The organism is Pseudomonas sp. GW821-FHT09C10 (assembly GCF_059418085.1).
The window spans coordinates 449,720-463,561 of sequence record NZ_JBWKPE010000002.1; the positions used below are offsets into that span (position 1 = coordinate 449,720).

The window sequence follows — 13,842 nt, forward strand, 5'->3', positions numbered from 1 at the left end:
GAGAATCAAAACAAGAGTAACACCTCAATCCCCCTGAAACACGCCCACAAAAAAGGCGCGCCATCCGTAAGATGGCGCGCCTTTTTGTGAAGCTGTAGCGGGATTAACTGCCTGCGACGGTCATCCGCTCGATCAGCACCGAGCCTGTGCGAATATTGCTGCGCAGTTCCAGGTCATTTCCCACAGCAACGATCTGCTTGAACATATCGCGCATATTGCCGGCGATGGTCACTTCCTGGACGGCGAACTGAATCTCACCGTTTTCCACCCAGAAACCCGCCGCACCACGGGAATAATCCCCAGTGACCATGTTCAGGCCATGGCCCATCAATTCGGTTACCAGCAGGCCACGCCCCATGCGACGCAACAGCGCCGCCTGGTCTTCGTCGCCATGGGTCACGAACAGGTTATGCACGCCACCGGCGTTGGCGGTGCTTGGCAGGCCGAGTTTGCGGCCTGAGTAAGTGCCGAGCACGTAAGACACCAGTTCACCGTTTTCGACGAACGGCTTGGCATACGTGGCCAAACCGTCCCCATCGAACGCCGCACTGCCCATAGCCCGCATCAAGTGCGGACGCTCATCGATGGTCAGCCACTCGGGAAACAACGTCTGGCCGATCGCCCCTTCAAGGAACGAAGACTTGCGATACAGGTTGCCGCCGGAAATGGCACTCAGGAAACTGCCGAACAAACCGCCTGCCAGCTCCGCCGAAAACAGTACAGGCACTTCACAGGTCGGCACCGGGCGCGCGCCCAGGCGGCTCGCGGCACGTTGTGCGGCACGCTGACCAATGCTGACCGGGTCTGCCAGCAACTCACCCTGACGACTTACGTCGTACCAGTAATCACGCTGCATCTGGCCATTGGCCTCGGCGATCATCACGCAACTCAGACTATGGCGCGTGGACGCATACCCGCCGATAAACCCGTGGCTGTTGCCATATACGCGGCAGCCCTGATGCGTGTTCAACGTGGTGCCATCGGCGTTCTTGATGCGGGTATCGGCATCGAACGCCGCCGCTTCGCAGGTCAGCGCCAGCTCGATGGCCCGCTCGGGCGTGATGTCCCAGGCATGGAACAGATCGAAATCCTTCAAGTCCTTGGCCATCAGCGCCTTATCGGCCAAGCCCGAGCTTTCATCCTCGGAGGTGTGCTGGGCAATCGCCAACGCGGCGGCAACCGTTTCGCGTATGGCCTCCGGGCCGCTGGCCGACGTACTGGCCGAACCTTTGCGCTGCCCCACATACAAGGTGATGCCAAAGCCCTGGTCACGGTTGAATTCGACGGTTTCCACTTCCCGTTGACGTACCGACGTCGACAACCCCTGCTCCAGCGACACCGCCACTTCACAGGCGCTGGCCCCCTGGCGCTTGGCCTCGGCAAGGATCTGCTCGACTTGTTCCTGCAGGGCCGGTAACGCTTGCGGACCGACGCTTTGGGCTGCACTCATGGTTTTCTCCACTCAAATTCTGCTTTCGGCTAAGGCCATCGAGCGACCGGGCCGGACAAGCGGCCCCCGACTGGTTATCATGGCGGCGTTTCTTTGCGGACTGCCACCATGGTTGATTCTTACGACGACTCCCTCGATGGGGAGAAAAGCAAAACCCAGGTCAAACGTGAGCTGCATGCTCTGGTTGACCTGGGCGAGCGCCTTACAACGCTCAAGAAAGACTTGATTGCAAAACTGCCACTGACCGACGAAATGCGCCGGGCGCTTGCGGACGCACCCAAGCACACCGCGAATATCGCGCGTAAACGGCACATCATGTTTATCGGCAAGCTGATGCGCGATCAGGACACTGACGCCATTCTCGCCTTGCTTGATCAAACCGATGCCTCCACTCGCCAGTACAACGAACGTTTCCACAACCTGGAACGTTGGCGTGACCGCCTGATCTCGGGCGATGACGCGGTGCTGGAGAAATTCGTGCTGGACTACCCGGACGCGGACCGCCAGCAACTGCGCTCCCTGATCCGTCAGGCCCAGCACGAGCAGGCGCATAACAAGGCGCCGGCCACCAGCCGTAAAATCTTCAAATACATCCGTGAGCTGGACGAGACTCAACGCGGCCTGCGTTGAGGCCCTTCCCCGGGTGGCGATCTTCGCCACCCGAAGCTCCACCCCTTACGACCCCGTGCCACCCACGGTGATCGCGTCAATTTTCAGCGTTGGCTGGCCGACACCTACCGGCACCGACTGCCCATCCTTCCCGCACATGCCCACACCACTGTCCAGGGCCAGGTCGTTGCCGACCATCGACACCTTACTCATGGCTTCAGGGCCATTGCCAATCAACGTTGCCCCTTTGACCGGCGCGGTAATCCTGCCGTCTTCGATCAGGTATGCCTCGCTGGTGGAGAACACGAACTTGCCGCTGGTGATATCCACCTGGCCGCCGCCGAGGTTGGCGCAGTAGATACCGCGTTTCACCGAGGCGATGATCTCCGCCGGGTCGCTTTCGCCACCGAGCATGTAGGTGTTGGTCATGCGGGGCATCGGCAGGTGCGCATAAGATTCGCGACGGCCGTTACCGGTGCGCGCAACGCCCATCAGGCGAGCATTGAGCTTGTCCTGCATGTAGCCCTTGAGCACACCGTTTTCAATCAAGGTGGTGCATTCGGTTGGCGTGCCTTCATCATCGACGCTCAGCGAGCCGCGGCGACCGGCCAGGGTGCCATCATCGACAATGGTGCACAGCTTGGACGCAACCATCTCGCCCATGCGCCCGCTGTAGGCGGAACTGCCTTTGCGGTTGAAATCGCCTTCCAGGCCATGGCCCACGGCCTCGTGCAGCAATACGCCGGACCAGCCCGGGCCCAACACCACCGGCAACGTGCCGGCCGGCGCAGGAATGGCTTCCAGGTTCACCAACGCCTGGCGCAGAGCCTCACGGGCATAGCCCATGGCACGGTCGTCGGTGAGGAAGTAACGGTAGTCGGTACGCCCGCCGCCGCCGTGGCCGCCACGCTCGCGGCGGCCGTTCTGCTCGACGATCACGCTGACATTGAAACGCACCAGCGGCCGTACGTCCGCCGCCAGCCCCCCGTCGGTGGACGCCACCAGGATGCGTTCCCACACACCGGCCATGCTCACGGAGACCTGCTGGATACGCGGGTCCAGGGCGCGGGTGGCCGCATCGATACGCTTGAGCAACTCGACCTTTTCCGCGCGGCTGATCACTTCCAGGGGGTTGTCCGGCGCATACAACTGCGCCACGTCCTGGGTACTGAACGCCTGTACCGTGCCATGTTGACCGGCACGGGAGATCGAACGCGCGGCACGTGCGGCCAGGCCCAACGCCTCCAGGGTGATCGCGTTACTGTAGGCAAAACCGGTCTTTTCCCCGGATTGCGCACGAACGCCTACACCTTGGTCAAGATTGAAACTGCCTTCCTTGACGATGCCATCTTCCAGGGCCCAGGACTCGGAGATCTGCCCCTGGAAATACAGGTCGGCGGCATCGATGCCTGGCCCGGCCAGATCGCCGAGCACGGTTTGCAAACTTTCGATGGTCACGCCACCGGGTGCCAGGAGGTGTTCACTGACTGAGGACAACAACTCGCTCATAGGTTTGGCCTTAAATTCATCGTTCTGAAGCAGGCCGCTGGGCGCCCTGCGAGAAAAAGCGCCGATGGTTGACCACCGGCATGCGCGCCCGTATCGACGCCTGTTCACTGCTATCGCGTTCGGCCAGCAACACTGCTTCACCTTGATCCTGTTGGGTCAGCACGCGACCCCATGGGTCGACGATCGCCGCGCGACCATAGGTTTCCCGTGGCCCTGGATGCACACCGCCCTGGGCGGCGGCCAGCAGGTAACACTGGGTTTCGATGGCCCGTGCACGAATCAGCACATCCCAGTGGGCGGCACCGGTCACGGCGGTAAAGGCCGAGGGCGCGGTAATCAATTCAGCCCCCGCCGCGCGCAGCTCGCTGTACAGCTCGGGGAAGCGCAAGTCGTAGCACACCGTCAGGCCCAAACGGCCGACCGGCGTATCCGCCACCACCACGTTGCTCCCGAAAGCATAGTCATCGGACTCCCGATAGCGACCCCGGGCGTCCGCCACGTCCACATCAAACAAATGCAGCTTGTCGTAACGGGCGACGACTTCGCCGCGATCATCGATCAGCAGCGAGCAGGCATTGGATTTGGCGTGCGGTTGATCCTTGGGCGGCAACGGCAGTGTGCCAGCCACTATCCATAAGGTGAGGTCGCGGGCGGTCTGTTTCAACCATGGCAGGATCGGACCTTCACCCAGCGCCTCGGCGCGGCCGATATCCGCCACGTCGCGGCGGCCCATGGCGGCAAAGTTTTCCGGCAGCACCGCCAGCTTCGCACCGCCGGCCACCGCTTGTTCCAACAAGCGCCGGGCCTGGACCAGGTTGGCCAGCACATCGCTCTGACTGACCATTTGGATTACTGCAAAGGACATGGGCCGATACTCCGTAAAAGGCATGGGGCCATGCTACTCCACAGGCTCTCAGTTTGGTTTTTCAAAGGGCTTGTCGAAGGTGATTTTTGGATCCTTCCATGGGCCTTCCACCTTGTATTGCACGCTCGCGAAACGCGAAACACGGTCACCGATCAGCTTGTCGATCAGGAACAGTGCGCCACCAATCGCCGGCGCGCCCACGATCAGCGCGGCAATCGGCAGGTTGTTGGTCACCGGCAACGTCACCAGCAACTTCGCATCGACACGGTCAGCCACCAGGTCCAGGGTGCCGTTGAGCTCCAGGTTGCTCGACGGGCCGGTCATGGTGATCGGCTCGCGCGTCACGAACACGCCATTGCTGGCGACCAATTGACCCTTGACCCGGTCATAACTCAAGCCTTTGCCCAGCAGGTCGGAGAAGTCCAGGCGCAGGCGGCGCCCGATGGAGTTGAAGTTGAGCAGGCCGAACACCCGCAGCGCCTGGGCACCACCTTCCACCTCGACAAACTGACCTTTACGGAACGTCGCATCCAGGCTGCCGGAGAAACGTTTAGGCCCGACCCAGGCCGGCGAACCCGGCCAACGCCCATCCACATCCAGGTGGAAATCCTCGCTGGTGACCGTGGGCGCATAGCCCCAGCCTTTGAGTACATCGGCGATATTCTTGCCGTCCAGGCGCCCCTTGTACCAACTGCTGCTGCCACCCGGAACACCTTCCCATCCGCCGGCGCCCTTGAGTTGCATGCCCTTGAGGCCCAGGTCCAGCGTATTGAAGGCCAGGCCTTTGACCGTTGGCCGGATCTTGAGTGACCAGGCGCCAATCAGGTCCGGCCCCTGGAACAGCTGGTCAATGGCGATATCCAACGCCGGAATATCCTTGGGATCGATACTGGCCAACGGGTCCGGTGCGTTTTCATCAGCCTGTACCGTCGGGTCCACCGCCGGCAGCTTCACGTATTGCAGGTTGACCGCAATCGGCGCGCCCTTGGCATCCGGCAGGTTCACGGCCCCCTTGGCTTGCTGGCTGTCAAAGCGTAAACCCCAGGCAGCGGGCTTGCGATCCAGCTGCAGGTTGACCTGATCGAACTGCGTGCCCAGGCCAGTGAGCTTGCCAATCTTGAATTCGGCACCGCTCAGCAGCTGCTTGGCACTGCCACCCGGGTCATTGCCAGCATACTGGTTCACCAGTTTTTTCCACGGGTCAATATCCAGCTCCGAGAGTACGCCACGGATGCGCAAACCCTTGGCGCCTGGCAGCACGGCATCACCATCGCCGAGGAACAACTCGCCACGGCCGTCATTGAGTTTGTCCGGCGGCGCGGCAAAGGTGAAGTTGGCCAACTCACCGTAATCAAACCAATAGCGGCGCTCAGCCCCCTGCAAGGTCATGCGGAATACGCTGTCACGCCCCTGGCTGGCCGGCATGCCGAACGGCGCCGGCAAATCCACCACAACGCCCTTGAGGTTGGAGCTGACCATCAGTTGACTGTCGGCACCGTCCAGATTGAGCTGCAACTGATACGAAATATCGCCGGACACCGGCAACGGCTGACTGACTTTCAACCAATCCGTCAGACGCTTGACCGTCACCTGCCCCTTGGCGGCGACACGGGTGCTGATATTGCCCGGCTTGCCATCGGCAAAGATCTGCGCGGTGATCGGCCGGTCAAATGCCTGGGCGGTAATTTTTTCGCCGCTCAAGCCCTTGGCGCTGTCGAAGCGGAAATTGCCCTTGAGCTGCGTCAGGTCCAGGGGCGGTTCCGCCAACTGCAGGCGTGCCTTGTCAGTCTGGAAATCCACCACGATCCTGGGCTCGATGCCCTTGACCAGCGGAACGTCCAGATCCAGCGAGCCCTGCAGGTCTCCTTCGCCTTTCCAGCCGGCGAAGGTGGAGGCCGTACCAATTGGCGCTTCCTGGAGAATCTTCAGCCCATCACCCAGGCCACCGGCAAAACCACCGGTAAGCAGCAGATGACTTTCCTTGCCGGACGGCGCGTGGGGAATATTGACGTAGACGTCCTTGACCTTGGTGTCGAGCAACTGCCCCTTGCTGGCCAGGATGCGTACGCCCGTCTCTTCGACAAACACTTCGCCATTGACCTTGTTCACATGGGGCCAACCCGGCTGGAACGCCAGTTCGGCGTCATGCACCTTGAAGAACAGGCTGATATTGCGGGCGGCGGGCAACGCATCGTGGTTCAGCGAGCCCTGGTACTGGAAGAACCCCTGGTCCACCGCGCCCTTGAGAATTGCCGTGCGCAGCCACTCATCCAACGCGGGGCTCAGTACGGCCGGCAGGTATTTAGGGGTAAAGCGTCCATCGCCATCGACCATACCGACCCGCAGGTCCATATAGTCTTCCTGGCTGTGGTCGAAATGCAGGCGAATCAGGAAATCGGCAGCGATCTTGCCCTCTTCCCCCAGCACCTTGATATACGGGGCGATCAGGGTGAAGCCTTGTTTATCCAGCTTCCACGTCAGGCGTGCATTGGCCTGGAGGTATTGCCAGGGCTTGGCGAAGATCGGATCGAGGTGCAGGGAAAAATCCTTGCTGTCCATGCGCAACTCGCCCTGGCCCAGGTCGCCGCTGATGCTGCCGGAAACATTGCGTGCGGCCGGCGCACCGAAGTAGGCGTCAAACCCGACCCGCTCCAGGTTGGCGGCAAAGCTGACTTTTTGATCGGTGGTGTCTTGAGGACGGAAATCCACCAGTACATTGCGCAACAGGCCAGTGGCCTTCAGGTGCTCGACGGTCTTGGCGACGCCTTCCGGCAGCGGCGCCAGGGCGTTGAGCAACGGTGTGATGGGGGTCAGGTCAAGGCGGTCAGCCTGCAGCTTCCAGGCTTCCAGGGCCGTGTCAGTCGCCAGGGTCTGCTGCAATTGCAGGCGCGATTCCCATCGGGTCTCGCCCAGGTTCATCGCCAGGGAATCGAACAACACCTTCAAGCCGGTATCACTGCGTTGCAGATAGGCCGTGAGTGCAAGGTTTTCAATATGGACCGGCTTGCGTTCGGCGTAGCTGCCCTTCACCTGCGGCGAATTGAGGCGCACGACCGCACTTTGCACCGTGCCTTTACCCCAGTTCAGCCAGAACTCACCGCCGGCCTTGAACTGCGTGAGTTTCCACTGCTGGGTCAGCCTGGCGGGGATCCACTTGGCCCAGTCGCTCTGCGGCAGGCTCAGGTAGGCCTCGACTTCAGCGTCCTTCCACTGGCTCGCGCGAATGCGGCTGCGCAGGCTCAGGGCCAGGGGCTGGCCGTCGGGCAAGGTAAGGCGGGCGTCCAGGCGCTGGCGGGTGACGCCCGTGTGCAGGCTCAAGCCCACATACGTGAGGGTCAGCGGCGCCTGGTCGAACGGTTGCAGGGTGACCTGGCTGTCGAGCAGCGATACGCGCTTGACCATCTGCATGCGCTTGAGCAATTGCTCCGGGTCCAGCGGCTGGTCGTCCTGTATCGGCAAGCCTTGCAGCGCCCAATGGCCGTCCTTGTCTTCCTTGGCGCTCAGTTGCAGGCCACTGACTTCCAGGTGCGCAATACGCACTTCGCGCGCCATCAGGCTGGCCCACATGTCCGGCACCACTTCGACCTGATCCAGGCGCAAGGCACTGCTGCCCTCGCCGACCATTACGTCGTGGGCCAGCAACACGGGCGCAAAACCGCTCCAGCGGCCTTCAAGGCTGCCGATGTGCACAGGCATGTCCACCGCAGCCTGGGCCTTGGCTTCGATTTCCGCGCGGTATTCGGCCACCAACGGGGTCAATTCACGCCCCAGGCTCACGTACACCGCCGCCAACACCAGCAGCAAGGCGCACAGCCCAAGGCCCCAACGGGTCAAAGCGGCAAAAAAGCGTGTCAGACGCTCCATGTCAGGCGACCCTCAAGGCAGTAGTCGGACTGCAGATCAAAGTCTGCGAGTCGCGTAAAAAGAAAGCGAATGGGGATCAGAGCAGCACCACGTCATATTGTTCCTGGGAATACATGGTTTCGACCTGGAAGCGAATCGTACGCCCGATAAACCCCTCCAATTCAGCCACGTTACCGGATTCTTCATCCAGCAGGCGGTCGACCACTTTCTGGTTGGCGAGCACTCTATAACCTTCGGCCTGGTAGGCCCGTGCCTCTCGGAGGATTTCCCGGAAAATCTCGTAGCAAACCGTTTCCGGAGTCTTCAACTTACCGCGGCCCTGGCAACTGCTGCAGGGCTCGCACAGCACCTGCTCCAGGCTCTCGCGGGTGCGCTTGCGGGTCATCTGCACCAGGCCCAGCTCGGTGATGCCGATGATATTGGTCTTGGCGTGATCGCGCTCCAGCTGTTTTTCGAGCGTGCGCAGCACCTGGCGCTGGTGCTCTTCATCTTCCATGTCGATGAAGTCGATGATGATGATGCCGCCCAGGTTACGCAGGCGCAGTTGACGAGCAATCGCCGTGGCCGCTTCGAGATTGGTCTTGAAGATGGTCTCTTCAAGGTTGCGATGGCCTACGAACGCGCCGGTGTTGACGTCGATGGTGGTCATCGCTTCCGCCGGGTCCACCACCAGGTAGCCACCGGACTTGAGCGGCACCTTGCGCTCCAGGGCTTTCTGGATTTCGTCCTCGACGCCATACAGGTCGAAGATCGGCCGTTCGCCAGGGTAATGCTCCAGGCGATCGGCAATTTCCGGCATCAGCTCGGCAACAAATTGCGTGGTGCGCTGGAAGGTTTCCCGCGAGTCGATGCGAATTTTCTCGATCTTGGGGCTGACCAGGTCGCGCAATGTGCGCAGGGCCAGGCCCAGGTCTTCGTAGATCACACTCGGCGCGCCGATGGTCTTGATCTGTGCGCCGATCTGGTCCCACAGACGCCGCAGGTAGCGAATGTCCATGAGGATTTCGTCAGCACCGGCGCCCTCGGCGGCGGTGCGCAGGATAAAACCGCCCGCCTCCTTGATACCTTCGGCGGCCACGCAGTCGCTGACCACCTTTTTCAGGCGCTCGCGCTCGGCTTCGTCTTCAATTTTCAGGGAAATGCCGACATGGGCAGTGCGCGGCATGTAAACCAGGTAGCGCGACGGAATCGACAGCTGAGTCGTCAGCCGCGCGCCCTTGGAGCCGATGGGGTCCTTGGTGACTTGCACCACCAGGCTCTGCCCTTCGTGCACCAAGGCGCTGATGCTTTCCACCGCAGGCCCTTCGCGCAGGGAGATCTCCGAGGCGTGGATAAATGCCGCACGGTCCAGGCCGATATCGACAAATGCCGCCTGCATCCCCGGCAACACCCGCACCACCTTGCCCTTGTAGATATTGCCGACGATCCCGCGTTTCTGGGTGCGCTCGACATGCACTTCTTGCAGAACACCGTTCTCTACCACCGCCACGCGCGATTCCATCGGCGTGATATTGATCAGAATCTCTTCACTCATGGCTGGGTCTCGTTCAGGCGTTTTCACAATAGTGACCGGTCGCTTAAGGCTGGGCGCTGGAGTCACGTGCTCAGCGCGCGGTAAGGTTTTGCCAACAGGGTATGCCGAATTGGGCAAGCAGTTGCGCGGTTTCGCACACCGGCAGGCCTACCACGGCGGAATAACTGCCATTGAGCCCGGCCACAAACACCGAGCCAAGCCCTTGGATAGCATAGCCGCCCGCCTTGTCCTGGGGTTCGCCGCTGTGCCAGTAGCTTGTAGCCTCCTCGACAGAAATCCCACGAAAAAGTACACGACTGCTTACACATTGGGTTTCACAGCGCTGGCCGTCAGTCAGGGCAATCGCAGTCAGAACTTCATGTTCACGCCCCGCCAGTGCCATCAACATCGCCAACGCATCGGCTTGGTCTACGGGCTTGCCGAGGATCTTGCCGTCCACGATCACTGCGGTATCGGCGCCCAGGACGCAGGCGGCCGAGGTTTGCCCGAGCGCAGCAAAACCCGCTGCGGCCTTACCGCGAGCGAGACGCTCGACGTAGGAAACAGGGGTTTCGTTTGTAAGAGGGGTTTCATCAATGGCGGCGCTGACCACGGTGAAAGGCACACCGATCTGGGTCAGCAGTTCACGCCGCCTCGGGGAGCCCGAGGCCAGATATAGCGAATTCATTGCAGACTCTCCCTGTGGGGTTCGATAACCAGGCAGAGCCTCGCAATCCATTCAATTGATTTTATAGCGACGACGTAACCCACGCAGGCCGAAGCTGATCCACGGCCACAGCAGCGCACTGACCAGGGCCGGCAACACCAGCGCCAGGGTTGGCTGGCGGTTGCCGGTCAGGGCACTGAGCCACAACTGTACCAACTGCGCCAGGCCGAAGATCACCAGGATCACCAGGCATTGCTGCCACATCGGGAACATGCGCAGGCGCTGCTGCAACGACAGCACCAAGAAGGTGATCAGGGTCAGGATCAACGCGTTCTGGCCTAGCAAGGTGCCATACAGCACATCTTCCGCCAAGCCCAGGAACATGGCCGTGACCATGCCCACTTTATGCGGCAGGTTCAGCGACCAGAATGCCAGCAGCAATGCCAGCCACAGCGGACGCAGGATCTCCATGAACTGCGGCAGCGGCGAAACGCTGAGCAGCAAGCCGATGGCGAATGTCAGCCAGACGATCCAGCCATTGCTCGAATGAGTACCGGCCATTATTCCTCCCTCTGCCGTGTGGTGGCCGGGGCTGCGACTGGAGGCTTCGCAGCGGGCGTCGTGGGGGCAGGCGTGGTGGCCGGCGGTTTCGCTGCAGTCGGTTTCACCGCGCGCGCGCTATGGGCCGCTGGCTTGACCGGCGTGGCCACAGGCGCAGCAACTGCGGGCGTTGCCGCCGGTACAACGGGGGCAGCCGACGCGGGCTTGGGCACGGTCGCGGGAATGATCGGCGCAGTGCCGTTCTTCTTGTCTTCCGCTTCCTGGGCCTGGGCGGCGTCGTTGGCGCGTTCTTCCGGGGTACGGTTGTCGCTGAACACCAGCAACAGGTAGCGGCTGCGGTTCAGGGCGGCAGTGGGCACGGCACGCACAATGGCGAAGGGCTGGCCGGAATCGTGGATCACTTCCTTGACCGTTGCCACCGGATAGCCTGCCGGGAACCGCTGGCCCAGGCCGGAGCTGACCAGCAGATCGCCTTCCTTGATGTCGGCCGTATCCGCGACGTGACGCAACTCCAGGCGCTCGGGGTTACCGGTACCGCTGGCAATCGCGCGCAAGCCGTTACGGTTGACCTGCACCGGAATGCTGTGGGTGGTGTCCGTCAGCAGCAGGACCCGCGAGGTGTAGGGCATCAACTCGACTACCTGGCCCATCAGGCCACGGGCATCGAGTACCGGCTGACCAAGCACCACGCCGTCGCGCTCACCCTTGTTGATGATGATGCGATGGGTAAAGGGGTTGGGGTCCATGCCGATCAACTCGGCCACTTCGACCTTTTCGTTGACCAACGCGGAAGAGTTGAGCAACTCGCGCAGCCGAACGTTCTGCTCGGTGAGGGCCGCCAGTTTTTGCATGCGCCCCTGCAACAGCAGGTTTTCGGTCTTGAGCTTTTCGTTCTCGGCAACCAGCTCGGTGCGGCTGCCAAATTGGCTGGCCACGCCCTGGTAGAGACGTTGCGGCAGGTCGGTGATCCAGTAGGTCTGCATCAACACCAGCGACATTTGGCTACGCACCGGCTTGAGCAGCGCAAAGCGGGCATCGACCACCATCAATGCGACCGAAAGCACGACCAGCACCAATAAGCGCACGCCCAATGAGGGGCCTTTGGCGAAAAGCGGTTTAATAGGCCGCTCCTCCCAGGCAAATGTTCTCTTTATTCATACGGCATCTAACCGGCCTGGATGCAGATTGAAGAAGATAAACGCCAACAGGCAGCACTGCAAAGTGCTGCCTGCGGGCGAAACATGGTGCAACCAACGGTCTTATTCGCTGGAGAGCAGGTCCATGGTGTGTTTATCCATCATTTCCAGTGCACGACCACCGCCACGGGCAACGCAGGTCAGCGGGTCTTCGGCGACGATCACCGGCAGGCCGGTTTCCTGGGCCAGCAGCTTGTCGAGGTCGCGCAACAGGGCGCCACCACCGGTCAGCACCAGCCCTCGCTCGGCGATGTCGGAAGCCAGCTCCGGCGGCGATTGCTCCAGGGCGCTCTTCACAGCCTGAACGATGGTGGCCAGGGACTCTTGCAGAGCTTCCAGCACTTCATTGGAGTTCAGGGTGAAGGCACGTGGAACGCCTTCGGCCAGGTTGCGACCGCGAACATCGACTTCGCGAACTTCGCCGCCCGGGTAAGCGGTACCGATTTCCTGCTTGATGCGCTCGGCGGTGGACTCGCCGATCAGGCTGCCGTAGTTGCGACGTACGTAAGTGATGATCGCTTCGTCGAAACGGTCGCCGCCTACGCGTACGGATTCGGCATACACCACACCGTTCAGGGAGATCAGGGCGATTTCAGTGGTACCACCACCGATATCCACCACCATCGAACCGCGCGCTTCTTCAACCGGCAGGCCGGCACCGATCGCAGCAGCCATCGGCTCTTCGATCAGGAACACTTCGCGGGCACCGGCGCCAAGGGCCGATTCACGGATGGCACGACGCTCCACCTGGGTGGATTTGCACGGAACACAGATCAGCACACGAGGGCTGGGCTGCAGGAAGCTGTTTTCGTGAACCTTGTTGATGAAGTACTGCAGCATCTTTTCGCAGACGCTGAAGTCGGCGATCACGCCGTCTTTCATCGGACGAATGGCAGCAATATTGCCTGGTGTTCGGCCGAGCATGCGCTTGGCCTCGGTGCCGACGGCAACGACACTTTTCTGATTACCATGGGTCCGAATGGCCACAACCGATGGCTCATTCAGGACGATACCGCGCTCGCGCACGTAAATAAGGGTGTTGGCAGTGCCCAGGTCAATGGAAAGATCGCTGGAAAACATGCCACGCAGTTTCTTGAACATGGGGAAAGGACCCTAGGCAACGCGTGGGTAAAAAAGTGCGGCAAACTCTAACAACGACAGGGATTTTGGGCAAGGCGCCAATGTGCTAAATTGGCCGACTTTCTGTGCACCAACCCCCACAATCGCGGCCGTAAGACCGTAGAAATGCGGTAGTGTTCCGACAATCTAACACACGGACAGCCTCCGTTCTGTTTTCCACTGGAGATTCCCATGGCGCTTGAACGCTCCGACGTGGAAAAAATCGCTCATCTGGCCTCGCTTGGCCTGAATGAAGCCGATCTTCCACAGACCACCGCAGCCCTGAACAGCATTCTCGGGCTGGTTGACCAAATGCAGGCCGTGAATACCGACGGCATCGAGCCCCTGGCTCACCCGCTGGAAGCCAGCCAGCGCCTGCGCGCAGACGTCGTGACCGAGCGCAATAATCGCGAGGCCTACCAGTCCATCGCGCCAGCGGTCGAAAACGGCCTGTACCTGGTTCCGAAAGTCATCGACTAAAGGGAAAGA

At 61.2% G+C, this 13,842-nt stretch carries 11 protein-coding genes; 2 read left to right on the forward strand and 9 right to left on the reverse strand.

What is annotated here, in order from left to right; all coding sequences use genetic code 11:
• Window positions 1-103: 103 nt before the first annotated feature.
• Window positions 104-1,450, reverse strand: coding sequence for a metalloprotease PmbA (gene pmbA / locus AC07OT_RS05840; protein ID WP_141156754.1), 1,347 nt, complete (start codon window positions 1,448-1,450; stop codon window positions 104-106).
• Between the two features lie 108 nt (window positions 1,451-1,558).
• Between pmbA and yjgA the strand changes: the two genes are divergently transcribed.
• Complete coding sequence (yjgA, locus tag AC07OT_RS05845; protein ID WP_017138246.1) at window positions 1,559-2,080, forward strand: ribosome biogenesis factor YjgA; 522 nt, start codon at window positions 1,559-1,561, stop codon at window positions 2,078-2,080.
• A gap of 45 nt (window positions 2,081-2,125) precedes the next feature.
• Here the strand turns inward: yjgA and tldD are convergent, their stop codons facing one another.
• The 8 genes from tldD to mreB form a co-directional block, all read right to left on the reverse strand.
• Complete coding sequence (tldD, locus tag AC07OT_RS05850; protein ID WP_027604822.1) at window positions 2,126-3,568, reverse strand: metalloprotease TldD; 1,443 nt, start codon at window positions 3,566-3,568, stop codon at window positions 2,126-2,128.
• Window positions 3,569-3,584: 16 nt separating this feature from the next.
• Entirely contained in the window at window positions 3,585-4,433 is an 849-nt protein-coding gene (locus tag AC07OT_RS05855) for a carbon-nitrogen hydrolase family protein (RefSeq protein ID WP_495107674.1), read from the reverse strand.
• Between the two features lie 48 nt (window positions 4,434-4,481).
• Window positions 4,482-8,297 (reverse strand): YhdP family protein, encoded by a 3,816-nt coding sequence (locus AC07OT_RS05860; protein WP_495107675.1) that lies wholly within the window; start codon window positions 8,295-8,297, stop codon window positions 4,482-4,484.
• A 76-nt stretch (window positions 8,298-8,373) separates the two neighbouring features.
• Window positions 8,374-9,831, reverse strand: a complete 1,458-nt coding sequence (gene rng / locus AC07OT_RS05865; RefSeq protein WP_010213134.1) for a ribonuclease G — start codon at window positions 9,829-9,831, stop codon at window positions 8,374-8,376.
• Between the two features lie 70 nt (window positions 9,832-9,901).
• The gene (locus tag AC07OT_RS05870; protein ID WP_065938523.1) at window positions 9,902-10,498 is read right to left on the reverse strand and encodes a Maf family protein; all 597 of its coding nucleotides are present in this window, start codon (window positions 10,496-10,498) and stop codon (window positions 9,902-9,904) included.
• A gap of 51 nt (window positions 10,499-10,549) precedes the next feature.
• Window positions 10,550-11,038 (reverse strand): rod shape-determining protein MreD, encoded by a 489-nt coding sequence (gene mreD / locus AC07OT_RS05875; RefSeq protein WP_027604826.1) that lies wholly within the window; start codon window positions 11,036-11,038, stop codon window positions 10,550-10,552.
• Window positions 11,038-12,159: a rod shape-determining protein MreC gene (gene mreC / locus AC07OT_RS05880; protein WP_495107761.1), complete on the reverse strand. Its 1,122-nt coding sequence runs from the start codon at window positions 12,157-12,159 to the stop codon at window positions 11,038-11,040. Before mreC ends, mreD begins: the two co-directional genes overlap by 1 nt.
• Window positions 12,160-12,297: 138 nt before the next feature.
• Window positions 12,298-13,335, reverse strand: a complete 1,038-nt coding sequence (mreB, locus tag AC07OT_RS05885) for a rod shape-determining protein MreB (protein WP_002555108.1) — start codon at window positions 13,333-13,335, stop codon at window positions 12,298-12,300.
• Between the two features lie 210 nt (window positions 13,336-13,545).
• On the opposite strand from mreB, the gene gatC reads away from it, so the two are divergent.
• Window positions 13,546-13,833 (forward strand): Asp-tRNA(Asn)/Glu-tRNA(Gln) amidotransferase subunit GatC, encoded by a 288-nt coding sequence (gene gatC / locus AC07OT_RS05890; protein WP_003171764.1) that lies wholly within the window; start codon window positions 13,546-13,548, stop codon window positions 13,831-13,833.
• The last annotated feature ends 9 nt before the right edge of the window (window positions 13,834-13,842 follow it).